This window comes from Burkholderia sp. SR8, from assembly GCF_052851275.1.
In genome coordinates this window covers 115857-142329 of sequence record NZ_JAULUC010000007.1, presented here as the reverse complement: position 1 = coordinate 142329, position 26473 = coordinate 115857, and the positions used below count along the sequence as shown (strand labels likewise).

12 protein-coding genes are annotated in these 26473 nt (G+C 71.3%); 9 read left to right on the top strand and 3 right to left on the bottom strand.

Annotated elements, in window-relative coordinates; all coding sequences use genetic code 11:
- Positions 1 to 117: 117 nt before the first annotated feature.
- A complete protein-coding gene (locus Q3A80_RS11245; RefSeq protein WP_446329117.1) occupies positions 118 to 1863 on the bottom strand; it encodes a cyclic peptide export ABC transporter in 1746 nt (581 codons plus the stop codon).
- A 271-nt stretch (positions 1864 to 2134) separates the two neighbouring features.
- On the opposite strand from Q3A80_RS11245, the gene Q3A80_RS11240 reads away from it, so the two are divergent.
- The 9 genes from Q3A80_RS11240 to Q3A80_RS11200 all read left to right on the top strand — a co-directional run bounded on the left by Q3A80_RS11240 (position 2135) and on the right by Q3A80_RS11200 (position 24485).
- On the top strand, positions 2135 to 11827 hold the full coding sequence (locus tag Q3A80_RS11240; RefSeq protein WP_446329116.1) for an amino acid adenylation domain-containing protein: 9693 nt from the start codon (positions 2135 to 2137) through the stop codon (positions 11825 to 11827).
- Positions 11828 to 11836: 9 nt separating this feature from the next.
- On the top strand, positions 11837 to 16831 hold the full coding sequence (locus tag Q3A80_RS11235) for an amino acid adenylation domain-containing protein (protein ID WP_446329115.1): 4995 nt from the start codon (positions 11837 to 11839) through the stop codon (positions 16829 to 16831).
- A complete protein-coding gene (locus Q3A80_RS11230) occupies positions 16821 to 17846 on the top strand; it encodes a GNAT family N-acetyltransferase (protein WP_446329114.1) in 1026 nt (341 codons plus the stop codon). Before Q3A80_RS11235 ends, Q3A80_RS11230 begins: the two co-directional genes overlap by 11 nt.
- Positions 17847 to 17880: 34 nt before the next feature.
- The gene (locus tag Q3A80_RS11225) at positions 17881 to 19260 is read left to right on the top strand and encodes a lysine N(6)-hydroxylase/L-ornithine N(5)-oxygenase family protein (protein WP_446329113.1); all 1380 of its coding nucleotides are present in this window, start codon (positions 17881 to 17883) and stop codon (positions 19258 to 19260) included.
- 47 nt (positions 19261 to 19307) lie between these two features.
- A complete protein-coding gene (locus Q3A80_RS11220) occupies positions 19308 to 21584 on the top strand; it encodes a TonB-dependent siderophore receptor (protein ID WP_446329112.1) in 2277 nt (758 codons plus the stop codon).
- 86 nt (positions 21585 to 21670) lie between these two features.
- Positions 21671 to 22510 carry a formyltransferase family protein gene (locus Q3A80_RS11215; RefSeq protein ID WP_446329111.1) on the top strand — a complete coding sequence of 280 codons (840 nt, stop codon included), beginning with the start codon at positions 21671 to 21673 and terminating at the stop codon, positions 22508 to 22510.
- The gene (locus tag Q3A80_RS11210) at positions 22510 to 23538 is read left to right on the top strand and encodes a GNAT family N-acetyltransferase (protein WP_446329110.1); all 1029 of its coding nucleotides are present in this window, start codon (positions 22510 to 22512) and stop codon (positions 23536 to 23538) included. The genes Q3A80_RS11215 and Q3A80_RS11210 overlap by 1 nt, the downstream gene beginning before the upstream one ends.
- Positions 23539 to 23799: 261 nt before the next feature.
- Positions 23800 to 24066: a type II toxin-antitoxin system VapB family antitoxin gene (gene vapB / locus Q3A80_RS11205; protein WP_446329109.1), complete on the top strand. Its 267-nt coding sequence runs from the start codon at positions 23800 to 23802 to the stop codon at positions 24064 to 24066.
- On the top strand, positions 24063 to 24485 hold the full coding sequence (locus Q3A80_RS11200; protein ID WP_446329108.1) for a type II toxin-antitoxin system VapC family toxin: 423 nt from the start codon (positions 24063 to 24065) through the stop codon (positions 24483 to 24485). Before vapB ends, Q3A80_RS11200 begins: the two co-directional genes overlap by 4 nt.
- A gap of 27 nt (positions 24486 to 24512) precedes the next feature.
- Here the strand turns inward: Q3A80_RS11200 and Q3A80_RS11195 are convergent, their stop codons facing one another.
- Together Q3A80_RS11195 and Q3A80_RS11190 are read right to left on the bottom strand one after the other, a co-directional pair.
- On the bottom strand, positions 24513 to 25418 hold the full coding sequence (locus Q3A80_RS11195) for a nucleotidyl transferase AbiEii/AbiGii toxin family protein (RefSeq protein ID WP_446329107.1): 906 nt from the start codon (positions 25416 to 25418) through the stop codon (positions 24513 to 24515).
- Positions 25387 to 26457 (bottom strand): type IV toxin-antitoxin system AbiEi family antitoxin, encoded by a 1071-nt coding sequence (locus tag Q3A80_RS11190; RefSeq protein ID WP_446329106.1) that lies wholly within the window; start codon positions 26455 to 26457, stop codon positions 25387 to 25389. Before Q3A80_RS11190 ends, Q3A80_RS11195 begins: the two co-directional genes overlap by 32 nt.
- Positions 26458 to 26473: the final 16 nt, after the last annotated feature.

The window sequence follows — 26473 nt, the reverse complement described above, 5'->3', positions numbered from 1 at the left end:
CGAAGTCCACCGACCCGAAGGTCTCTTCCGAATCTTCCCGATACGCTGAACGCGCGAGTGGAATGGCCGCCCCCGCACTGGATTCTCCGCGCGCAGGCGGCGGTCGCCGTCCTGCGCTTACGCGCTCAGCGCGTCGGCACCATCGCGCGCACGCGACCGCGCGGGCGTCGTGTCGCTGACGATCTGCCCGTTGTCGAGCTTCAGCAGCCGGTCGGCGAGATCGAAATAGCGGTCGTCGTGCGTGATCACGATCACCGCCTTGCCGCGTGCGCGCAGCTCGGGCAGCAGCTGCTCGTAGAACACGGCCTTGAACGACGGATCCTGGTCGGCCGCCCATTCGTCGAAGAGATAAAACGGCCGGTCCTCCAGATACGCGACGACGAGCGCGAGCCGCTTGCGCTGCCCGGTCGACAGCGCGCGGTTCGAGAACGCACCGTCGACGACCTTCACCTTGTGATCGAGCGCGAGCTTCGCGACCAGCGCGTTCGCGCGCGCGTCGGCCTGCGCGCGTGCCGGATCGTCCGGATCGACGATGCCGAGCAGCGCATCGAACAGGTGGAAGTCGTTGAACACCGCGCTGAAGCGCTGCCGGTACGCGGCGCGCTCGCGCCAGCCGATCGTGCGGCCGTCGACCTCGATCGAGCCTTCCTCCGGCTCGTAGAGCCCCGTCAACACCTTCGCGAGCGTCGTCTTGCCGCTGCCGTTGCCGCCGACGATGAACACGAGCTCGCCCGGCCGGATCGTCAGGTCGATCGGCCCGATCCGGAACATCCGCTCGTCGCGCTCATGGAAATACGCATGCGTGACGCCGCGCAGCGTGACCGCGCCGGCCGGCGGCACGTCGGGCGCGTCGCTCGCGGGCGGCACCGTGCGCAGCGCGCCGAACTCGGCCATCACGCCTTCGATGCGGCCGAGCGACACGCGCGCCGCATTGACGGTCGGCAGGTTGTTCAGCAGCCCGTCGAGCGGCACCAGCATGAACAGGAACACGACGACGTAGCCGGCCGCGGAGCCCGCATCCGCGTGCACGCCGAGCTGCGGCCAGAACGCGGCCGCGCCGAGGAACACGTAGAACAGGAAGATGATCCAGCCGACGCCGACCGCATACGCGCTGAACGCGCGGCGCCGATGGTCGCGCACTTCGCCGATCGCGGCGCCGAGCTGGCCGTCGACGAACTGGCGGGCGCGCGCGTCATGCAGCTTCAGCTCCTTCGCGCCGGAGAACAGCGAACCGAGGTAGCCGAACAGGCGGTCCTGCGCGTGGCCGGCCGCCTCGAGCGACGCGATCGCGCGCCGGTCGCCGGTGTGGTAGCCGAGCGAGCCCGCGATGATCGCGGTCAGCGCGAGCACGCACACGGGCCACGACAGCCATGCGAGATAGCCGAGGCAGCCGAACACGATCGAGCCGTGCATCACCAGGTTCGGCAGCGCGAAGAACAGCATCGACACGTTGGTCGCGTCGTCGGTCAGCACCGACTGCACCGGAGCGGCACCGATTCGCTCGATGTCGCGCAGCTCGGCCGCGCCGACGCGGCGCGCGAGATGCACGCGCAGCCGCGCCATCGTGTCCTGCGACAGCCGCGCGAACAGCGTGCCCGACACGATCCGCGTGACGAGCGCGATCACCGCGCACAGCGCGAAGCGCCACGCGAGCGCCGCATCGGCGGCGCCGGGCGTCGCCAGCGCGCGGTTCAGCGTCGCGACGAGCAGCACGCTCGCGACGCCGTTGAGCACGCAGGCGACGAGCGCGAGCGCGAGCGACGCGCGGCTTTCGCGCAGCAGCGCGAGGATCAGGCGGGCCGCGGGGCGGCCGGCAGAAGCGTCGAGGGACGGCGGGGAAGAAGGCTCGTGGGCGGCGGTCATCGGCAACGTCGGTAAATGAAGGGCAGGCAAATCATGCGGAAACGGCAAAACTGACGCGAAAGCGGCGCGCGGGCCGGGCCCGGTTGCGGCTTTCCCTCCTGATAGACGAACGGGCCGCGCAAATATTTAGCGATGCGTTCAAAAAATGCGTTCGTTCGGACTTTGCGCGCAAAACGGTAAAAAATCGCCCGCGCCGTTCGTCACACCAGTGAAGCCGCCCAAGCGGCCCCGAGACTTGGCCGAAGCGGCCGGACCGAAGGACTTCACGCACATGACGAGTTTCCCGACTGCGTTGCACCACCGAATCCGCGAACTGGCGCGCGTTGCGCCCGACGCACCCGCGCTCGCCGCGCCTTTCCAGAACGACCTGCGCCTGTCGCGCGGCGCGCTCGACGCACGCGCGTCGCAGCTTGCCCGCCGGTTGCGCGCGGCCGGCGTCGGCGCGGAGGTGCGGGTCGGCGTCTGCGTCGAACGCTCGTGCGAGCTGTTCGTCGCGCTGCTGGCCGTCCTGAAGGCGGGCGGCGTGTTCGTGCCGCTCGATCCGCGTCATCCGGCCGCGCGTCTGGACTGGATCGTCCAGGACGCGCAGCTGCGGCACGGAATCGTCGATGCGGCCGGCCGCGCGGCGCTCGGCGTGCCGTTCGAGCATGCGTTCGAGGCGACGTCGGCAGCGGACGATGACGAGCATGCCGCCGGCTTCATCGACGACGAAGATGCGCCCGCGCATCCGCGCGCGGCCGCCTACATGATCTATACGTCGGGCTCGACCGGCACGCCGAAGGCAGTGGTCGTCGAGCACGGGCCGCTCGCCGCGCATTGCGATGCGCTCGCGGCCGCGCTGCCGATCGCCGGAGGCGATCGTCTGCTGCATTTCGCGTCGGTCAATTTCGACGCCGCGCACGAATGCTGGCTCGCGCCGCTGGCCGTGGGCGCGAGCGTGACGATTGCGCCGCCGCAGCCGTTCGCGCCGGATGCCGCGCATGCGCTGATGGTCCGCGAGTCGGTGAGCGTCGCCGCGTTTCCGCCGGCGTATCTGCGTGAATTCGCGGCAGTTGCCGCGCGCGACGGCGTGCCGCCTGCGTTGCGGGTGCTCGCGTTCGGCGGCGAAGCGCTGCCGCAGCAAGCGTTCGAGTTCGTGCGCCGCACGTTCCCGTCGGTGCGCCTGATCAACGGTTACGGGCCGACCGAGGCCGTGATCTCGCCGATGCTGTGGCCGGTCGAGCCGGGCGAGACGCCGGTGTTGGCCGCGGGCGATGCGTATGCGTCGCTGCCGATCGGCCGCGTGATCGGCCCGCGTGTCGCGCGCATCGATCGCGACGCGCAACGCGAGTCGAGCGACGCACGCGACGGCGGCGAGCTGCTGCTCGGCGGCGCATGTGTCGCGCGCGGCTATCACGGCCGCCCGGCGCTGACGGCCGAACGCTTCATTCCCGACGCGCACGGCGAACCGGGCGCGCGCGTGTACCGAACCGGCGACCTCGCGCGGTTGCGGGCCGACGGCGCATTCGACTATCTCGGCCGGCTCGACGATCAGGTCCAGGTGCGCGGCGTGCGCGTCGAGCCCGCGGAGATCGCCGCATGCCTGCGCACGCATCCGGCGGTGGCCGATGCGGCCGTGATCGCGGAAACGGGCAACGGCCAGACGCGATTGATCGCCTGCGTCGCGCTGCGCGCGGCAGCCGACGATGCGGCGCTGAAGGCGCATGTGGGCGCGCAGTTGCCGGCCGCGTGGCAGCCGCACCGGTTCGTGCGCTGCGACGCGCTGCCGTATACGCTGAACGGCAAGATCGACCGTGCCGCGCTGCGCGAGCGCATCGCCGCCGTGCGCGATGCCGGGCAACCGGCGGGCGACGCGCCGCGCACGCCGACCGAACGGCAGATCGCCGGTTTCTGGCAGACGCTGCTCGGCCTCGACACGTCGCCGTCGCGCGACGACCGCTTCCTCGCGCTCGGTGCCGATTCGCTCGCGGCGATGCAGCTGCAGGCCGCGATCCGCGCCGCGCTGCGCGTGAACCTGCGCCTCGACGTGCTGTTCGCCGATCCGGCGTTGGCCGAGCTGGCCGCGCACGTCGATCGTGCGGAACGCGAAACGGGCGAGCCGCTGGCCGCGATTTCGGCACGCCGGGCGCCGGCCGATGCCGCCGCCTCGAATGCGCAGCACGTCGATCGCGCGGCGTCGCTCGCGCAGCAACGCTTCTGGGTTCTCGCGCAAACGCGCGATGCGAGCGCCGCGTATCACATCGCCGCGCACTGGACGGTCGATGGCACGCTCGACCGTGCCGCACTGCAACGCGCGCTCGATCATGTGATCGAGCGGCACGACGCGTGGCGCACGACGCTCGTCGACAACGACGACGGCATCGTGATGCAGCGCATCCATGCGCATCTGCCGGTGGCGATCGCGACGGTCGACCTGCGCGATCAACCGCCGGCCGCACGCGATGCGCATGCCGCGCGCGTTGCCGAACGCGATGCGGCCGCGCCGTTCGATCTGTCGCGCGGGCCGCTGCTGCGCGCGACGCTCGTCGTGCTCGCCGACGACCGTCACCGGCTGTTGCTCACTGCCCATCACGCGATTACCGACGGCTGGAGTTCGCGCTGCGCGTTCGACGAACTGTCGGCCGCGTACAGCGCATACGCGCAAGGCCGCGAGCCGTCGCTGCCGGCATTGCCGATCCAGTACGCGGACTACGCGGACTGGCAGCGCGACATGCTTGCCGGCGGCGAAGGCGAACGTCAACTCGACTACTGGCGCGGCGCGCTGCGCGACGTGCCGGGCCCGCTCGCGCTGCCGGTGGACCGTCAGCCGGGTGCGACGCGCACGCTGCACGGCGCGCGCGTATCGGTGCGCCTGCCCGATGCAGTCGCGGCCGACGTGCGGCGTCTCGCGCGCGATGCGCAGGCGACGGTCTTCACGGTGCTGCTGGCCGCGCTGGACGCATGGCTGTCGGGCCTGACCGGTGAAACGGACGTCGTCGTCGCGGTGCCGGTCGCGCACCGCCAGCGCCCGGAAACGCGCGCGCTGCTCGGCCTGTTCCTGAACACGGTGGCGCTGCGCGTGCGCGTTGCGCCGATGCTGCCGTTCCGCGCGCTGGTCGATGCGGCGCGCACCGCGGCGCTCGACGCGGTCGCGCATCAGGACGTGCCGTTCGAGCGCGTCGTCGATGCGGTGAAGCCGCCCGTCAAGCGCGGCGACGAATGGCTGCGCGTGAAATTCGCGCAGCAGTTCGATGCGCGGCACGACAGCGTGCTGCCGGGGGCGACCGCCGTCGCGACGCCGGGCCCCGATCTCGCCGCGCGCTTCGACTTCGCGCTGGACTTCACCGACGACGCCAACGCGATCGAACTCGTCGCCGCCTATGCGACCGACTGCATCGACGACGATACCGCGCGCGCGTGGCTCGACAGCTATGCGGCACTCGTCGCATCGGCCGCACGCGAGCCGCACCGCACGACGGCCGCGCTGTGCTGCGATGCGTCGACGGCCACGCGCCAGCCGCGCGACGGCCGCGCGCTGACCATCGAGCACGCCGGCATCGTCGCCGCGTTCGCGCGCCAGGCGGCCGCTTATCCGCATCGGGTCGCGCTCACCGATGCGTCGGCGTCGCTGACGTTCGCCGAACTCGACGACGCGTCGAACCGGATCGCGCATGCGCTGGCGTTGCGCGGCGCGGCGGCCGAAACGCCCGTGATCGTCTGCATCGAACGTTCGGTTCGCTTCGTCACCGGACTGCTCGGCGCGCTGAAGGCGGGCGCGCTGGCCGTGCTGCTCGACCCGGCGCAGCCGCCCGCGCGTCTGGCGGCCGCGGCGGCCGATTGCGGTGCGCGCTGGGCACTCGTCGCGGACGTGGCCGCATGGCCGGCCGGCAGCGACGCGCAGCCGCTCGACGTCGACACGCTCGCGCAGGACGCGACGCTTGCGCTTGCGGCCGGCGTGCGCGTCGCGCCGCATCCGGAACAGGGCGCGTATCTGATCTACACGTCGGGCTCGACCGGCACGCCGAAGGGCGTCATCGTGTCGCACGGCGCGCTGGCCGACTACGTGCAGGGCATGCTCGACGAACTCGCGTTCGCACCGGACGCGTCGTTCGCGATGGTATCGACCGTCGCGGCCGACCTCGGTCACACGACGCTGTTCGGCGCGCTGTGCGCGGGCCGCACGCTGCATCTGCTGCCGGCCGCATGCGCGTTCGATCCGGACCTGTTCGCCGAAGCAATGCGCGGCCGCGATGTCGGTGTACTGAAGATCGTGCCGAGCCACCTGCAGGCGCTGCTCGACGCGCGCGTGCCGGCCGACGTGCTGCCGCGCCACGCGCTCGTGACCGGCGGCGAGACGCTCACCTGGGCGCTCGTCGCGCGCATCGCCGCGCTCGCGCCGACGTGCCGCGTGATCAACCATTACGGGCCGACCGAAGCGACCGTCGGCGCGATCCTATGCGACACCGCGTCGATCGCCGCCGACGCGCGCGACCCTGCGAGCGGCGTGCCGCTCGGCGTGCCGCTGCCGAATGCGCGCGCGCTGGTGCTCGACGCGTTCGGCGCGTGCGTGCCCGCCGGTGCGACGGGCGAGCTGTACCTCGGCGGCCCGGGCGTCGCGCGCGGCTACCTGAACCGGCCCGCGCAGACCGCCGAGCGCTTCGTGCCCGATCCGTTCACGCCCGGTGCGCGCCTGTATCGCACCGGCGACCGCGTGCGCCTGCGCGCGGACGGCCGTCTCGCATTCGTCGGCCGCATCGACGACCAGGTGAAGATTCGCGGCTATCGCGTCGAACCGGGCGAGGTCAGCGCGGCGGTACGCGCGGCCGCGCCGGTCGCGCAGGCCGAGACGCTTGCGATCGAACACGACGGCCGCGTGCGGCTCGCGACGTTCGTCGTGATGCGCGACGGCGCCGCGTTCGACGAAGCGGCGGTGCGTGCGGCGCTCGGCGCGGCGCTGCCCGACTACATGGTGCCCGCGCAGTTCGTCGCGCTCGCGCGCCTGCCGGTCACCGCGAACGGCAAGATCGATCGCGCGGCGCTGCGCGAGCTGGCCGTCGCGCCGGTGACGGTCGCTGCCGGCGATGCGCCGCAAGGACCGGTCGAAACGGCACTCGCGGAAGTGTGGCAAGCGGTGCTGAAGGCGCCGCACGTCGGCCGCGACGACAACTTCTTCGAACTCGGCGGCGATTCGATCCTCGTGCTGCAGGTGATCGCGCGCGCCCGCAAGCGCGGCGTGCGCTTTACACCGAAGCAGCTGTTCGACGGTCCGACGGTCGCCGAACTCGCGCGCATCGCGAAGGCGGAGGACGTCGCCGCCGCAACGCCGGCCGCGACGTCCGCGACGCCGGCGCCGGCTCGTTCCGCAGCGGCTGCCGAAGCGATCCTGACGCCCGCGCAGCTGCGCTTTTTCGCGCTCGGCGTGCCGCATCCCGGCCACTGGAACCAGTCGGTCGCGTTCGACGTGCGCGGCCCGTTCGACGCCGACGCGTTCGCGCGCGCGTTCGACACGTTGCTGACCCATCACGACGCGTTCCGCCAGCGCTTCGCGCGCGGCGCGGACGGCACGTGGCATGCGGCCGACGCGGCGAAGCCGTACGACGCGCTGCCGTTCGTCGAAGTCGCTGCACGCGACGAAGCCGACGCAGTCGCGCGCTTCGACGCAATACAGCGCCGCCTCGATCTCGGTCGCGGTCCGCTGGCCTGCGCGTGTGCGGCGCGGCTGCCGGACGGCTCGACGCAGCTGTATCTGGCGATCCACCACGCGATCGTCGACGGCGTATCGTGGCGCATTCTGCTCGACGACCTGGACGCCGCGTATCGCGCTGCATGCGAGCGCACGCCGGCGCGCCTGTCGCAGCCGGGGCTGCGCGCCGATGCGTGGGCCGCACGCCTTGCGCGCGCCGCGACCGAACCGGCAGCGCCGTTTGCCACCGAAGTCGCGTACTGGGTCGGCATGGCGCAGGACGACGACATCGCGCCCGATCATCCGGACGCAACCGCGACGAATGCCGACGCGGCCGTCGTCGTGCAGACGATCGACGCGGCACTGACGCGCGCCGCGCTGACCGACGCGCATGCCGCGTATCGCACGCAGACGATCGAACTGCTCGCCGCGGCGCTTGCATTGGCGCTCGCCGGTAACGACGCCGCCGCATCGTGCCGCGTCGAACTCGAAGGGCACGGCCGCGAGGCGCTGTTCGACGATGCGGACGCGAGCCGCACGATCGGCTGGCTGACGAGCCACTATCCGGTCACGCTGCCGGTCGAAGCCACCGCGCGCGACACGCTGTGCGCGGTCAAGGACACGCTGCGCGCGGTGCCGCACAAGGGGCTCGGCTTCGGCGTGCTCGCGCACTACGGCGACGCGGCGACGCGTGCGGCACTGGCAGCGGTACCGCGTCCGCGCGTCACGTTCAACTATCTCGGCCAGTTCGACGCACCGCGCGACGCGACCCTCGTGCCGCGCTTCGGCGGCACCGGCATCGAACGTGATCCGCAAGGGCCGCTCGGCAACACGCTCGCGATCCATGCGTACCTCGATACCGACCGCGACGGCGCGCGTACGCTGAAGGTGCACTGGGTATACGGTGCGCCGCAGTTCGCGCGCGCGACGATCGACGCGTTCGCGCAACGCTTCGCGGCCGCACTGCGCGATCTTGCCGATGCCTGTGCCGCCCGTATCGTGCAGCGCGGCGGCGGTGCGACGCCGGGCGATTTTCCGCTCGCGCAGGCCGCCGGCCTCACGCAGGCCGCGATCGAGCGCGCTCCGCTCGACTGGCGCGCGATCGACGACGTGTATCCGCTGTCGCCGATGCAGCAGGGGATCCTGTTCCATGCGCTGTTCGCGCCGGGCCACGCGAGCTACGTGAACCAGCTCGTCGCGACCGCGACGGCACTCGACATCGGTCGGCTCGTGGCTGCGTTTGACGCATCCGTCGCACGGCACGACATCCTGCGCACCAGCGTGATGCCCGACGAGGCCGCGCCGCTGCAATGCGTGCATCGCCATGCGCAGATGCCGGTCGAGCAGCTCGACTGGCGTACGCGCGGCGCCACGCTCGACGCCGATTTCGACGCGTGGCTCGCGGCCGACCGCGCACGCGGCTTCGACTGGCGCCAGCCGCCGTTGATGCGGCTCACGCTGATCCGCGTGACGGACGACGCGTGGCGCGTCGTATGGACGCGCCACCACGTGCTGCTCGACGGCTGGAGCACCGCGCGGCTGCTCGCCGACGTGCTGCGCGACTATCGCGATCCCGATGCGGTGTCGCCGTTCGCGAGCCGCCCGGCGTTGCGCTATCGCGACTTCATCGAATGGCTCGGCACGCGCGACCGCGACGCGGACGAACGCTTCTGGACCGAACGGCTCGCGCGTCTCGACGCGCCGACGCTGATCGCCGAGCGCGTCGCCGATCGTGCGGACGCCGAGATGGTCACGTGGCGCGCAACGATCGGCGCCGATGCGACGGCGCGCGTCGCGCAGACGGCGCGCGCGCTGAAGCTGACCGTCAACACGGTGGTGCAGGGCGCGTGGGCGCTTGCGCTGCAGCGGATGACGCATCAGCCGGCCGTCGCGTTCGGTGCGACCGTCGCGGGTCGTCCCGAAGCGCTCGCGGACGTCGACACGGTGCTCGGCCTCTTCATCAACACGCTGCCGGTGATCACGGCACCCGCGCCGCAGCAGCGGGCGGCCGACTGGCTGCAGGCGCTGCAGCGCGAGAACGCGGCGGCGGCCGAACATGCGCATACGCCGCTCGCGGACATCCAGCGCTGGGCACGCGGCGCTGGCGGTGCACTGTTCGACACGCTGGTCGTGTTCGAGAACTATCCGGTCGACAATACGGCGCGCGACGACGATCCGCGCGCGCTGGCGCTCACCGGCGTGCGCAGCATCGAAGCGACGGATTTCGCGCTGACGCTCGTGATCGAAAGCGGCACCGAACTGACGATCGACTACGGCTACGACACCGCGCGCGTCGATGCGCGCCAGGTCGAGACCTGGCATCGCGCGTTCGCGTGTGCGCTCGATGCGCTGGCCCGCACGCCGCACGCGCCACTCGGCGCGCTGTCGATCGCCGACGAAGCGACGCGCGACGCGCTCGCGCGCACGCAGGACACCGCGCGAGCCTGGCCCGCCGCACAACGGCAGCCGCTGCATCTGCAATTCGCCGCCGCAGCGCAGGCGACGCCCGACGCGATCGCACTCGAGTATGCGGACGCGCACGGCAACGTACGGCGCGCGACCTATCGCGAACTCGACCTGAACACGGCGCGCGTCGCCGCTGCATTGCGCCGGCGCGGCGTGCGGCCGGACACGCCGGTCGCGTTGTGCGTCGAGCGCTCGTTCGACATGCTGACGGCGCTCGTCGGCGTGCTGAAGGCCGGCGCCGCGTACCTGCCGGTCGATCCCGACTATCCGGCCGAGCGCATCGCGTATCTGCTGCGCGATGCGCGGCCCGCGGTCGCGATCACGCAGGCCCATCTGCGCGCACAGGTCGAGGCCGCGCTCGGCGCCGATGCGACGACGCAACTGCTGACGGTCGCCGATCTGCTCGCCGACGACGCGGGCGCCGCCGACGCGCCGGCCGACATCGTCGACGACGCGCAGCTCGCGTACCTGATCTACACGTCGGGCTCGACCGGCAAGCCGAAGGGCGCCGGCAACTCGCACGGCGCGCTCTCGAACCGGATCGCGTGGATGCAGCACGCGTACCAGCTGACGCGCGACGACGTCGTACTGCACAAGACGCCGTTCGGCTTCGACGTGTCGGTATGGGAATTCGTGTGGCCGCTCGCGATCGGCGCGAAGCTCGCGATCGCCGCGCCGGGCGACCACCGCGATCCGGCCCGCGTCGCGGCAGCTATTCATGCGCACGGCGTGACGGTGCTGCACTTCGTGCCGTCGATGCTGGCCGCGTTCGCTGCATATCTCGACGATTTCTCGGCCGCCGCGCAATGCGGCAGCGTGCGCCTGATCGTCGCGAGTGGCGAGGCGCTGTCACCCGAACTCGTCGCGAAGGTCGCGCGGCTGTTGCCGGACGCGACGCTCGTGAACCTGTACGGGCCGACCGAAGCGGCGATCGACGTGTCGCACTGGACCTGCGGCCCCGACGACGCGAACGCCGTCGCGGTGCCGATCGGCCATCCGATCGCGAACCTGCAGCTGCACGTGCTCGACGCGGCCTGGCAACCGGTGCCGGCCGGCGCGACCGGCGAACTGTATCTCGCCGGCGCGGGCCTCGCGCGCGGCTATCTCGGCCGCCCGGCGCTGACCGCCGAGCGTTTCGTGCCCGATCCGTTCGTGCCGGGCGCGCGCATGTATCGCTCGGGCGACCTCGCGCGGCGTCGCGCCGATGGCGCATTCGACTATCTCGGCCGCGTCGATACGCAGGTGAAGCTGCGCGGGCAGCGCATCGAACCGGGCGAGATCGAGGCGCTGCTGCGTGCGGCGCCGGGCGTGCACGACGCGGTCGTGATCGTGCGCGACGAACAGCTGATCGGCTATGTCGCGCGCGGCGACGCGGGTCCGCTCGATCGCGCGGCGCTGCTGGATGCGCTGCGTGCGCAATTGCCGGCGTACATGGTGCCGGCCCAGCTGATCGAGCTCGACGCACTGCCGGTCACGCCGAACGGCAAGTGCGACCGCCATGCGTTGCCCGCACCGGTGCGCGAAGCTGCGGCAGTCGCCGAACTGGCGACCGACACGGAGCGCGCACTGGCAGCGATCTGGCAGCGCGTGCTGCGCGTGGACGCGATCGGCCGCGACGACGACTTCTTCCAGCTCGGCGGCCACTCGCTGCTCGCGACGCAGGCCCATGCGCAGGCGAACCTGCACTGGGGCCTCGCGCTGCCGCTGCGCACGCTGTTCGACACCCGCACGCTCGCGCGGTGCGCGCAGGCGATCGAGGCGGCGTGCGCGGTCCGCGGCGATATCGATGCGGCGAGCGCAATCGACGCGCTGCTCGGCGAACTGGAAACCCAATAAGGACGACGGATGACGAAGGTTCAACCCGACTGGCTCGCGCTCGCGACGCGTTTCGCGCAACTGCCCGACGCGCAGCGTGCGGTGTTCATCGACAAGCTCGGCGCGGCCGGCATCGATTTCCGCGTGCTGCCGATCCCGCCGCGCACGGCGCGCCACGACCGCGTGCCGGCGTCGTTCGCGCAGACGCGGTTGTGGCTGCATGCGCGCCTGATCGACGCGCCGGACGCGTATCACATCACCGAGCGGCTCGCGCTGACGGGTCCGCTCGACGCGCACGCGCTGCGGCTCGCGTGCGATGCGCTGATCGCGCGCCATGAAGCGCTGCGCACGACGTTCGACGAAGCGGAGGACGGTGTCGCGCAGACGATCCATCCGCCGCTGCGCTGTCCGTGGCGCGAGACCGATCTCCAGACGCTGCCCGGCGGCGAGCGCATCGCCCGCGCCGAAAGCGTCGCGGCGGCCGACGAAGCCGACGCGTTCGATCTCGGCACGGCGCCGCTCGTGCGCGCGCATCTGATCCGCTTCGACGCGACGCACCACTGGCTCGCGCTGACGGTTCACCATATCGTGTCGGACGGCTGGTCGTCGGACGTGATGCTGTTCGAGCTCGCGGCGTTCTATCGCGCGTACGCATCGGGCGAGCCGGTGTCGCTCGCGCCGCTGCCGATCCAGTATGCGGACTACGCGCTGTGGCAGCGCCGCTGGCTCGATGCGGGCGAGCGCGATCGGCAGCTCGCATTCTGGCGCGAGCGGCTCGACCCGCAGCGCGGCGTGCTGACGCTGCCCGGCGCGGCCGCGCGGCCGGCGCGCCGCAGCGCGCGCGGTGCGCGTCACGGGTTCTCGCTCGACGCGCGCACCGGTGCGCAACTGCGCGCGTTGGCGGCCGCCTCCGGCGCGACGCCGTTCGCGGTGCTGCTCGCGGCGCTCGACGCGCTGCTCGCGCGCGCGACAGGAGACGCACGGATTTGCGTCGGCGTGCCGGCAGCCAATCGCGAGCGTGCGGAAACCGCCGGGCTGATCGGGTTCTTCGTGAACACGCTCGCGATCGACGTCGACGTGCCCGCGCACGGCGACTTCGCGTCGCTCGTCGCGCGCACGCAGCGCGCGCTCGTCGATGCGCAAATGCACCAGGACGTGCCGTTCGAGCAGGTGGTCGACGCGCTCGGCGTGCCGCGCAGCGCGAGCCACCATCCGCTGTTCCAGGTGATGGCCGCGTATGGCGAACGCCGCGCGCTGCCGGCGCTCGGCGCGGCGTCTGCGACGTTGCTGCCGTCCGGCACGCCGTCCGCGAAATTCGACCTGACGCTCGCCGTCGAGGCGACGCCCGACGGAACGTTCGACGCCGCGTTCATCTACGCGCTCGACCTGTTCGATGCCGACGCGATCGCGCGGCTTGCCGCGCGTTTCGTCACGCTGCTCGGCGACGCGCTCGCGCGCCCGGCATTGCCGATCGGCGATCTCGACTGGCTGCCGGCCGACGAACGCGCGCAACTGTTCGCATGGAACGCGGCCGCGGGCGCCGCCGAAGCGGAGCCGTTCGTCCCGGTGCACGCACGCATCGCCGCGCATGCGCACGCGCGGCCCGACGCGCGTGGCGTCGCCGACATCGATCGTGCGCTGACGCGCGGCGAAGTCGACGCGCGCGCGGCCCGCATCGCGCGCAACCTCGTCGCGGCCGGCGTGCGGCCGGAAATGCGCGTCGGCGTCGCGCTGCAGCGCTCGGTCGACCTGCTGGTCGCGCTGATCGCGGTGCTGAAGTCGGGCGCCGCGTTCGTGCCGCTCGATCCGGCCCATCCGCGCGAACGGCTCGCGCAGATCGTCGCCGACGCGGGCATCGCGCACGTGCTGACCGACGGCGCGAGCGCCGGCGCGCTGCCCGATCTGCCCGGGCTGCGCATCTGGCGCGCGGACCAGGTCGACGCGCTCGACCAAGCCGCCGCCGTCGCGCTGCCGGACGTGCTGCCCGGCCATGCCGCGTATGCGATCTATACGTCGGGGTCGACCGGCAAGCCGAAAGGCGTGATCGTCGATCACGCGGCGTTCGCGCGGCATTGCATGGCGATCGCGCAGCGTTACGGCGCGACCGAGAACGACGTGTTCCTGCTGTTCCAGTCGGTCAACTTCGACGGCGCGCACGAAGGCTGGTTTTCGCAATACCTGTCGGGCGCCGCCGTGTCGGTGACCGCCGACGTGCTGTGGCCGCCCGCGCAGACCTGCGCGATGATGATCCGCGACGGCGTGACGATGACCTACGTGCCGCCCGGCTGCGCCGCGCAGCTCGCCGAATGGGCGCTCGCGCACGGCGCGCCGCCGACGCTGCGTTCGCTGACGGTCGGCGGCGAGGCGACGTCGCGCGAAGCGTTCGCGATGCTGCGGCGCGCGATGCCGAACGTGCGCATCGTCAACGGCTACGGCCCGACCGAAACCGTGATCACGCCGACGCTGTGGATGTTCCGCCCCGGCGACGATCTCGCGAAGCTCGGCGACGCCGCGTATCTGCCGATCGGCACGCTGGTCGGCGCGCGCACCGCGCACGTGCTCGACGCGCGGCTGCATCCGCTGCCGGTCGGCGTGATCGGCGAACTGTATCTGGGCGGCGAGGGGATCGGCGTCGCGCGCGGCTACCTCGATCGTCCCGCGCTGACGGCCGAGCGCTTCGTGCCCGATCCGTACGGCGCGCCGGGCGCGCGCCTGTATCGCACCGGCGACCTCGTGCGGCGTCGCGCGGATGGCGTGTTCGACTTCATCGGCCGCGTCGATCATCAGGTGAAGCTGCGCGGGCTGCGCATCGAACTCGGCGAGATCGAGGCGCAGCTGGCCGCGCACGATGCGGTGCGCGAAGCGTGCGCGGTCGTGCACGGGCAGGGTGCGCAGGCGCAGCTCGTCGCCTACGTCGAACTGACCGCCGATGCGCGGGCCGCCGCGCAGCCCGTCGAAGCCGCGACGCTCGACGCGCATCTGCGCCGCACGCTGCCCGACTACATGGTGCCCGCGCAGCTGATCGTGCTCGATGCGCTGCCGCGCAACGCGAACAGCAAGGTCGATCGTGCGCGGCTGCCGGCGCCGGTGCGTGCCGAACGTGCGTACGAAGCGCCGTACGACGGCGACGAAGCCGCGCTCGCGGCGATCTGGCGCGACGTGCTGAACGTCGAACGCGTCGGCCGCGGCGATCACTTCTTCGAGCTCGGCGGCCACTCGCTGGCCGCGGTGCGCGTGGCGACGCGCGTCGCCGAAAGGCTCGGCCGCGACGTGCCGGTGCGCGCGCTGTTCGAGGCGCCGGTGCTCGCGCAGTACGCATGCCAGGTGGCCGACGCGCCGCGTGCGGCGCACGCCGGTGCGGCGGCGCCGGGCGTCGCGATGGTCAGGCCCGATGCGCATGGCGTATGGCCGCTGTCGCCCGCGCAGCTCGGGCTGTGGTTCCTGTGGCGCGCGCAGCCGGACAACGCCGCGTACAACATTCCGGTCGCGCTGCGCGTGCGTGGCCCGCTCGACGTCGATGCGCTGCGTGCGGCGTTCTCGGCGGCCGCGGCCGCGCATCCGGCGCTGCGCACGCGGCTCGCGATGCGCGACGGCACGCTGCCCGGCCAGCGGATCGACGATGCGACGGCCGTCGCGCTGCCGGTCGTCGACCTGTCCGCGCAGCCCGATGCGCTTGCCCGCGCCGCGGCACTGACCGACGCCGATGCGCTCGCGCCGTTCGATCTCGCGGCCGATGCGCCGCTGTGGCGCGCACGCGTGCTGAAGCTCGGCGCGGACGATCACGTGCTGTCGGTGACGATCCATCACATCGTGTCGGACGGCGAGTCGATCGAGCTGTGGCTCGACGCGGTGCGCGCGCGCTATGTCGCGCAGGTGCGTGGCGACGCGGCATCGGTATCGGCATCGGTGCCGGCGCAACGCACGTCGCTCGTGCTGCCGGCGCCGTGCCACCCGGCCCGCATCGCATACTGGCGCGATGCGCTGGCCGACCTGCCGTCAGCCGTGCTGCCGCAGCGCGCGGACGCGCCGGCCGTCCCGCAATGGCGCGCGGCACGCATTGCGTTCGAGTTCGACGCCGCGCTGATCCGCGCGGCGCGCGACACCGCGTCGGCCGCGCACGCGACGTTGCCGATGCTGCTGCACGCGGCGCTCAACACCGCGCTGTTTCGCGTGACGGGGGCGGCCGACCAGCCGGTCGGCGTGCTCGCATCGACGCGCGAGCTGACGGGCGATGCGGCGCGCGACGCGCTCGGGCTCTTCATCAACTCGGTGGTGGTGCGCACGCGGCTCGACACGGCGGCCCGCCGCGCGGACGTGCTCGCCCAGGTGCGCGACACGGCGCTCGCCGCATATGCGCATGCCGACGTGCCGTTCGCCGACGTCGTCGCGGCGCTGCGCGCACCGCGTGCGGCGCGGGCCAATCCGCTGTTCCAGGTGATGTTCAACTACCTGCGCCCGACCGGCGCCGCCGCGCGCGACTGGGCCGGCCTGTCGCTGGAAGCGTTCGACGACGTGCGCCATCGCGTGGTGTTCACGCTCGAGCTCGACGTGGTCGAACATCCGGACGGCCGCGTGAGCGCCGCGTTCTCGTATGCGGACGAACTGCTCGACGGCGATTTCGTCGATGCGCTCGTCGACGTCTATCACGACGAAGTCGCGCGTTTCGCCGGCGCGCCGGAAGCGGCGCTCGGTGCGCCCGATGCATCGTTCGTCGCACCACCCGCAACCATCGCCCCGGCGGTCAGAGCGGCGCACGTGGCCGAGCCGTCGCGCGCACCGAACACGGCGGCCGCGCTGGCCGCATTGTGGTCGGACACGTTCGCGACGGCCGCGCCCGCGGCCGATGCCGATCTGTTCGACGCCGGCGCGAGTTCGTTCGACGTGGTGCGCTTCGTCGACGCGGCCGCCCGTGCCGGCCACGCGCTGACGGTGGCCGACGTGTTCGCGGCGCCGACGCTCGCGGCGCTCGCCATGCGTATCGATGCCTCGGCCGAAACGGAGCAGGAGGTGCGCGATGCTCGCTGAAGTGCGTCCGGACGGCTTCACGATGCTCGACACGTACCGCCTCGCGTTCGCCGACGGCCTGTTCGCCGTGCGCGACGGCACCGAAATCCGCGTCGCGCAGGGCGACGGCATTGGCGCGCAGCTGCTGCGCGCGCAACTCGGCGACGACGGCGCGCTGCGCCTCGTCGCATACAACCATCGCGCGGCGCCGGCCGACCAGCGTCGCGCACTGCTGGCTGCGCTCACGGCCGCGTTTTCGGATGCCGCGCGCCATGCGGCGATCCGGCTCGATCCGGCCGCGTGGCCGGCGGTCGCGCTCGACGCGCTGCGCGCGAGCGGCGTGCTCGCCGACGGCGGCCTGTGCATGCGCGAAGGCTGGGCACAGCAGGCCGATCTGTGGCGCGTCGGCACGACGCTGCCTTGCGCGACGCTGCCGATGCTGACCGACGGCCGGCGTCATCCGCGCCGGCCGCCCGCGCCGCGCGGCGACGTGTATGCGCGCGACCTGCCGGCGCTCGGCGTGCGCTTCACGCTGCGCGGCTGGCAGCCCGGCGAAGACGCCGCGCGCGTCGCGCACTGGTTCGACGAGCCGCGCGTGCGCGACGGCTGGCCGGCTGCGCAGCCCGGTGCCCACGGTACGGCGCCCGATGCCGATCCGCACGTCACGCCGCTCGTCGGCTGCTTCGACGGCGAACCGTTCGCGTATGTCGAGGCGTACTGGCTGAAGGAAGACCCGCTTGCGCCGCACGTCGGCGCGCGCGACTACGACCGCGGGCTGCGGATGCTGGTCGGCGCGTCGCGCTGGCGCGGCCCGCACTGCGTGGCCGGCTGGCTGCCGTCCGTCGTGCATTACCTGTTTCTCGACGATCCGCGCACCGACGCGGTCGGCTGCGCGGTCCCGGCCGGCCGCACGCGGGTCGTCGATACCCTCGCGCGGCACGGCTTTGCGCGGCAGCGTCGGCTGACGCTCGCCGATACGCAGCCGCTGTGGATGTGCACGCAGCGCGAGACGTTCTTCTCCGGCCGTCATGTATGACGGGCCGGTTTCACCGACAAGGGAGCTGAGAGACATGCAGAGAGAAACCGTATTCGACCTGATCGGCGTCGGCTTCGGGCCGTCGAACCTGGCGCTGGCCGTGCGCCTCGCGGAGCGCGCCGGCGCACGGCCGGTTGCGCATTGCTTCGTCGAACGCCAGCCGGAGTTCGGCTGGCACCGCGGGATGCTGCTCGACGATTGCCGGATGCAGATCTCGTTTCTGAAGGATCTCGTGACGATGCGCGATCCGAAGAGCCGCTACACGTTCATCAATTACCTGTTCGAACGCGGCCGCCTGAACGAATTCGTGAACCTGAAGAACTTCTATCCGACCCGTGTCGAATTCCACGACTACCTGAGCTGGGTCGCGCAAGCATTCGACGAGCACGTGCATTACAGCGAGACCGTCACCGCGATCGAGCCGGTACGCGGCGACGGCGCACGCATCGACGCGCTGCGCGTGCTGTCGCGCGACGCGGCCGGCCGCGAGCGCCAGCGCGTGACGCGCGCGCTGTCGGTCGGCGTCGGCGGCACGCCGGCGGTGCCGGACGCGTTCGCCGCGCTCGGCCGCGACCGCGTGATCCATTCGTCGTCGTACCTGACCGACATCGACCGGCTGGTCGCGTCGCCGGACGGCGCGCGCCGCCGCGTCGCGGTGATCGGCGCGGGGCAGAGCGCGGCCGAGGTGTTCATCGATCTCGCGCGCCGCTTCCCGCACGTCGACGCGAGCCTCGTGATGCGCGCGGGCGCGCTGAAACCGGCCGACGACAGCCCGTTCGTCAACGAGATCTTCAGCCCGGAGTTCACCGACGTCGTCTACGCGCAGCCGCACGATGCGCGCCGCGCGCTGCTCGAGCGCTATCGCGACACCAACTACGCGGTGGTCGACCGGCCGCTGATCGAGCAGATCTACGAAATGCTGTACCTGCAGCGCATCGACGGCGCGCCGCGCCATGCGCTGCTCGCGAACAGCGCGATCGAGGCCGCGGTGCGCACCGGCGACGGCCGCATCGAGCTGACGCTGCGCGACCGGATGAACGGCGCGACGCGCGTCGAACGCTTCGATGCGCTCGTGCTCGCGACCGGCTACCGGCGCGACACGCATTCGGCGCTGCTCGAAGGGCTCGCGCCGCATCTCGGCGAGGCATTCGCGCGCGGCGAGGTCACGCGCGACTATCGGCTCGCGACGCCCGAGCACTTCGCGCCGCGCATCTACCTGCAAGGCTGCTGCGAAGACAGCCACGGGCTGTCCGACACGCTGCTGTCGGTGCTGGCGCGCCGCGCGGACGAGATCTGCGCGTCGCTCGAAGAAGGGATCTTGGCCGCGCATGACGACGACGGCGCGGACCGGGCAGTGCACGAACAACGACATCAGAACGGGGCGAGCGCGGGCCGCATGGCTTTCGCTCTTTGACAAAGGCGCGGTCGGAGACCGCATCGAAAAAAGTGGAGCAGAGAAAGATGGAGTGGGCAACAGGCACGCGTGTGCGTGCGATCGCAGCCGCGGCAAGCGTGGCGTTCGGGATGGCGGCAGGGCACGCCTCTGCGCAGACGGCGCCGGCCGTGAACGCAGGCGCCGCGGCGGCGGCAAGCAGTGCGCAGAACGGTGCGGCGGCCAACGCGGCGGGGAATGCGGCGGCCGGCACGTCGACGAGCGCGCAGAGCGGGCCGGCCGCCGGCACGCTGCCGGCGATCAACGTCAACGCGGGCGCTGAAGGCAACGGCACGGTCGGCCTCGTCGCGAAGCGCAGCCGCACCGGCACCAAGACCGATACGTCGATCAATGAAATCCCGCAGACGATCAACGTCGTCACCGCGCAGCAGATCGAGATGACGGGCGCGACCGACGTGAACGCGGCGCTGCGCTACGTGCCGGGCTTCTCGTCGTACGGCTCGGACAACCGCTCGGACTGGTACGCGGCGCTGCGCGGCTTCACGCCGACCGCCTACGTGAACGGCCTGCAGGTGCCGAATACGCTGAACCTGTCGAGCTGGCGCGTCGATCCGTACATGATCGACAGCATCACCGTGCTGCGCGGGCCGACGTCGGTGCTGTACGGCGCCGGCGACCCGGGCGCGATCATCGACGTGCAGACCAAGACGGCCGACGGCGAGCGCGTGCGCGAAGCCGGCGTGCAATTCGGCAACTATGCGCGCAAGCAGTTCATGCTCGACGTCGGCGACAAGCTCGACGCGGACGGCAAGTATGCGTACCGGTTCGTCGGCGTCGCACGCGACGGCAACGCGCTGACCGGCCCGAACAACGACCAGCGCGTCGCGCTCGCGCCGTCGTTCCGCTGGCGCCCGGACGCCGACACGTCGCTGACGCTGTCCGCCACGTACCTGCAGGACTGGGGCGACATCTCGTCGAACTTCCTGCCGGCCGAGGGCACGGTGCTGCCGAACCCGAACGGACAGCTGAGCAAGGACGTCTACGGCGGCGATCCGAATTTCAACTATTACCGCAAGAAGCAGTGGTCGCTCGGCTACCAGTTCGAGCGCAACCTGAACTCGATGTGGACGTTCCGGCAGAACGTGCGCTGGATGCACCTGTCGCTCGACAACGGCTCGGTGTTCGGCGCGGGCTTCGCGGACGGCAGCCTGACCGACATCAACCGCTGGGCCGGCGTGTTCCAGACGAACTACAGCCGCTTCGACATCGACAACAACCTGCAGGGCCGCTTCGGCACCGGACCGCTCGAGCACACGCTGCTGCTCGGCTTCCAGTACAACCGGCAGACCGCGACCGACAGCGAATGGCTGGCCGCCGCGCCGACGCTGAACATCTACAACCCGGTCTACACGCCGGTCACGCTGTCCGTGTTCTCGCCGCCGAACACCACGTACCGGACCAACACGTACACGACGATGAACACGTTCGGGCTGTACGTGCAGGACCAGGTCAAGTGGAACCGCTGGACGCTGACGCTCGGCGGCCGCGAGGACTGGGTCAATCAGCGGATGGACGACCGCGAGGGCGGCACGCAGTCGAAGGCCGACGTCACGGCGTTTACCGGCCGCGTGGGCCTCACGTACCAGGGCGACTACGGGCTGTCGCCGTACATCAGCTATGCGACGTCGTTCAATCCGCTGATCGGCGTGAACCTGTACGGCGGCGGCCTGCCGCAACCGACGCGCGGCAAGCAGATCGAGGCCGGCCTGCGCTGGCAGCCGCCCGGCAAGAACATGATGCTGAGCGCGGCGATCTACCAGATCAACCAGACCAACGTGCTCACGCCGACGCCGACGAACCTCGATCCGGCCGGCACGACGTCGATCCAGACCGGCGAAGTGCGCTCGCGCGGGATCGAGCTGAACGCGACCGGCAAGCTCACGCGGAACCTGTCGCTGATCGCGTCCTACGTGTACCAGGACGTGAAGAACGTGAAGGCGAACGACGCATCGCTGAACAACTGGCCGGTCGACATTCCGAGGCCGCGCCAGATGGCGTCGCTGTGGGCCGACTGGACGTGGCACACCGGACCGCTCACCGGCTTCGGCCTCGGCGGCGGCGTGCGCTACCAGAGTGCGTCGGCCGGTGCGGCGGACAACTCGCTGACCGTGTCGAGCTACACGCTGTTCGACGCGGGCGTGCACTACGACACGCGCAACTGGCGCTTTGCCGTGAACGGGACGAACCTGTTCAACCGTCACTACATCAGCGGCTGCCAGTCGACGAGCGTGTGCATTTTCGGTACCGACCGCACGGTGATCGCCACCGCGAAATACAACTGGTGACGCCGCGCGCCGCGGCGCGCCGGCCGGCCTTGCGGCCGGTGCAGGCGGGCCGCGGCGCCGTCGTCCGCTTTTTCCACGACGCCTCCATGCCGAAGAAAAATCTCGTCTACATCCAGTCGCTGCGCAACGGCGCGGCCGATCGCGCCGGCCAGCCGGTCGCTTACCAGGGCGGCACGCGCTACATGAAGGCGCCGCTCGAATTCCTCGTCGAGCGGCTGAACGACGCGCCGCTCGGCGAACGCTACACGCTCAAGGGCGTGATCGTCGACGACGACGAAGGCTCGCCGGCCGACCGCGCGAAGCTCGCCGACTACGGGTTCGCGCGCACGCCGGGCCGCCCGTGGATCCTGCCCGACGGGCTGACCGTGCAGGGCCGGCCGGTCGACGAGCTGTTCTGCACGATCGCATCGACGTACCGGCGGCTGCCGCGCGATGCACGCGAGCGCGCGACGGGCAAGCAGGCGTTCGAGCGTCGCCTGCTCGAGCGCCTGCTCGAACTCGACGCCGACGTGGTCGTGCTCGACGGGCTGCTCGTGATCCTCGACGAGCTCGTGCGTCCGGGCGCGCGCTTTCATCGCCGCATCGCGAACATCCACCCCGGCATCACCGCCGACGATTCGCCGTACCAGCGGCGCGGCGCGTGGGCGACGCTCGATGCGCTGCACGGCGCGCGCGGCGAACGGGTCGACTGGGCGAGCGGCACGACGTCGCGCGTCGATCCCGTGACGATGACGGGTGCATCGTTCCACTACGTCGACAACGGCATCGATTCCGGCGAGGTGATCTGCGACGTGCTCGACACGCCGATCGCGCCGGACGACACGATTCTCGAACTGCGCTGGAACAACTTCCAGCGCAGCCTGTTTCCGGCGCTCGAGCGGGGGCTGCACATCCTCGCCGACCGCCACGATGCGGGAGCACTGTGATGGAACACACGCTGACGCAACCGGCGCCCGCAGCCGATGGAGGGGAAGGCGACGTGGCCGCGGCGCTCGACGGCGGTGCGCATGCGCACGCCCACGCGCAGCCGACGCCTGTCGCCGAGCGCGCGCTCGACGCATGGCGGCCCGACGATCCGCCGGCGACGCTGCTCGCGGAGTTCGTCGCGCTGTTCAACACGGACACGCGGCACGACGCGGCGACGGTGTCGGTGCCGCTCGGCGGCGCCGATCCGGCGGCCGTCGCGGCGTACGTCGCGCGCGCGGTCCGCGAAGGCGTGATCGACGGCGCGCAGGTCGCGGGCGACCGGCTGCGCGTGAGCGCATCGCGCGCGACGTTCTGGCAGAACCCGCAGCCGTGGCTGAAGGCGAGCGCGTCGGGCGGGATGCCGCTGCGCTACACGATCACGAACGGCCACCGGCATCCGGTGCGGCCGCCGTCGCCGGCCGGCGAAATCTATGCGCGCTACATGCCGCAGGTCGGGATGACGTTCAGCCTGCGCACCGTCGACGTCGACACGCATGCGCAGCTGTTCAGCGACTGGATGAACCTCGATCGCGTCGCGCAGTTCTGGGATCAGCGCGGCACGCTCGCCGAACACGCCGCGTATCTGGCAGAGCGGCTCGCCGATCCGCACATGCATCCGATGATCGGCTATTTCGACGACACGCCGTTCGGCTATTTCGAGTTCTACTGGGCGAAGGAGGACCGGCTCGCGCCGTTCTACGACGCGCACGACTACGATCGCGGGCTGCACCTGCTGATCGGCGACTCGCGCTTCCAGAGCGCGGGCAAGCTGCATGCATGGTGGAGCGGGGTGCTGCACTACATGTTCGTCGACGAACCGCGCACGCAGCGGCTCGTCGGCGAGCCGCGCGTCGACCACGTGCGGCATATCGCGTACATGCACCGGCTCGGGTTCTACACGCTGAAGGAATTCGATTTCCCGCACAAGCGCGCGGCGCTCACCGTGATGGAGCGCGACACGTTCTTCGACACGTTCCGGTTGCCGTGACGGGCAGGGGCGTGAAGCGTCGGCGGCGGACGAGCGGGGCTTCGCGCGGCCGGAAAGGGGGCGGGCATCGGCCGTTCGGGATATGGAACGTATGCGCGGCATGAGGAAGAATGGATCGCCTCCCTCAACCACACAGGTCGCGACGACATGGCAAGCACGCCCGGGACAGCCGCACGCGCGGGTCACATTCCGCACACCCCTACATTGACGTATGCCAGCATATGTCTAGAATGGGCGCATCGTACTCCCGTGGAGTGGCCCATGCGCACCGTTTCCATCTTCAAGAACGCTCGTAATCAGGCAATCCGCATCCCGAAGGACATGGAATTCGAGGGTGTGACCGAACTCGAGATCCGCCGCGAGGGCGACACGCTGCTGCTGCGGCCGGTGCGGCCGACATGGTTGTCGTTCGCCAATGAACCGCTGGCGGATGCCGACTTCCTCGTGGAGCGCCCGTCCGTCGTCGAATCCGGTCGTTTCGATCTGACCGGCGCCGATGACGAAGCACCGGCGGAGCCCGGCCGGTGACCACACTCTACATGCTCGATACGAACATGTGTTCGTTCATCATGCGCGAGCGGCCGCCCGTAGTGCTTTCCCGACTGCAGTCCTGCGTCAATGCGCAGCACCGGATCGTCGTATCGGCGATCACCTATGCGGAAATGCGGTTCGGTGCGGTCGGCAGAAAGGCATCGCCGAAGCATGCCGAACTCGTGTCGAACTTTGTCGCGCGGCTGGACGGCGTGCTGTCGTGGGATACCGCGGCGATCGATGCAACGACCGCGATTCGCGTGGACCTGGCCGCACGTGGCACGCCGATCGGTGCAAATGATGCATCGATCGCGGGCCACGCGATCGCGGCCGGCGCCGTGCTCGTCACCAACAATAGTCGCGAATTCGGCCGCGTCGCGGGATTGTCGTTCGAAGACTGGGCAGCTCCAGCATGAGGCTGCGACGGCACGGCTCGCATGACGTCACGCCGGACGACCGGGCTGACTCTCGAGAAAGCCGTCGCGAAACGCATCGAGATACCGGTCCGCGTCGTCGTTGAATTCACCGGGCAACAGCGCGAACGCGCGGGCCTGCAGATCCTGCCCGAGCGTCGCGTAAGTCGTGTCGTCGGACAGCAGCGCGCGGATCGCATCGTGCGTGTGCGGCGACGCGATCCGCTTTGCGTCGCGCGCGAGCAGCGCCGCTGCCGCCAGCTCCGGCTGGAAACCATGCCGTTCGAGCAGGTCGGGCGCGACGTCCCAGATGCGCTCGCGATTGCCCGCATCGTGAAAATGCGTGAGCAGGAACAGCAGGTCGTACGCGTCGCTGTTCTGGCGCGCGCGCCGGTCCTTCCACGCAAGCAGCTTCAGCAGTACGAGCGCCGGCACGCTCGCCACCGGCACCGCGATGCCGGCACCAATCGATACGGCGAGCGCCGTATCGACCGCCTCCTGAAATCCCAGTACGTTCAGCACGAAGTCGCCGCCCGGCGGCCATGCGATTTCGCCGGGCGGCGTTTCGAGCGGCCCGAACGGCACCAGGTCGAGTTCGGTGCGAAAGCCCTGCGTGCCGCTGTCGAACAGCAGCTTCTGCCGATGCTTCGGTGCACGCGCGAATTGTCCGGTCGCGACGAGCGCATCGACGAGCCGGTCATGAAACGGCCAGCTGACCGCGCACACCGCGACGTCGACGTCCCGCGTCGCACGCACCGGCCGGATGCCGTGGACATGCCACATCAGGATGTCGCGCGCGGTCGCGCCGGCGACGACGAATGCCGCGTCGAGTTGCGCGCATGCGGTGCCGACCGCCTGCAGCAGCGCGACCGCCGCCGGCTCGAGCGGCCGGTGCGCGTCGATTTCAAGCGGGCGGGTGGGCGAGGTATCGGTCATGGATCTGTTCGGCGGCGGCAAGATTGCGGCTGTCTCCGGACGAGACGAGATCCGCGTAGATCAACAGCGGCGGCACGAGCGGCACGTCCTGCTCGCGCCAGTCGAGCGCCGGCGACGGCGGCCAGAACGCGTCGAGCAGCTCGACGTCGCCGCGTTCGTCCGGGCGCAGACGCGCCTGCAGCAGCAGGCGGTTCGACGCGGCGCCGTGCGTGTAGACGGTGATCGTGGCCGGTTTCAGGTCGTGCGTCAGCAGATCGGCCGCCGGTTCGCCGCCGAGCCGCGCCTCGAACGCGGCGAAATCGAAACCGCGCCACCAGTCGGGCGCGAGCGCGGCAAACCGCCGGGACGGTAGTTTTGCGCGCAGGCGGCTCGGGTACAACGCGACCCATTCCTGTACGAAGCGCGGCCAGTCGGGCAGCAGCCGTTCGCCGTTGCGCCGCTGCGCGACGAGGCCGCGTGCGATCAGGTCGTCCATCGCGAGATTGACGGTGCCGAGCGCGACGCCCGACGCGGCGGCGATCGCGCGGTACGGCTGCGCGACGAGGCCCGGCTGCGTCGCGAGCGCGAACATCACGGCGAGCCCTTTCGGCGTCGTGGCGCGCGATGCCTGCCGGCGCGGGATGCGCGCCGGTTTCGGGCGGCCCGAGATCATCACGGTGGCCTCCGGCTGGAACAGGGACGCGTTGCCGGCGGTATCGACGAACGGGATGCCTTCATCGGTCAGCCGGGCCGCGAGGTCGGCCGACACGTACGGCGCGACGAGCATCAGCGGCCGCTCGCCGGGCGCAGGCGGGCTGCCGCGGCGCCGCAGCGCGGCGCGCGCATCCTGCACGGATTCGACGCCGACGCTCACGGCCGCCGGCATCTCGAAGGTCTGCCCGGCAATGCGGAAGCGGATCGTCGCGTCGGCGTGCGCGCGGTATGCGGCCGGCACGCGTACGGGCCGTGCGTCGAAGCGCCGGGTCGCGCGTTCGAACGCGGCGCACGCTTCGTCCAGCACGTGCTGTTCCGCTATCGGAAGAGGGGCGTTGTCGGGCATCGGAGCGATCCGGGTG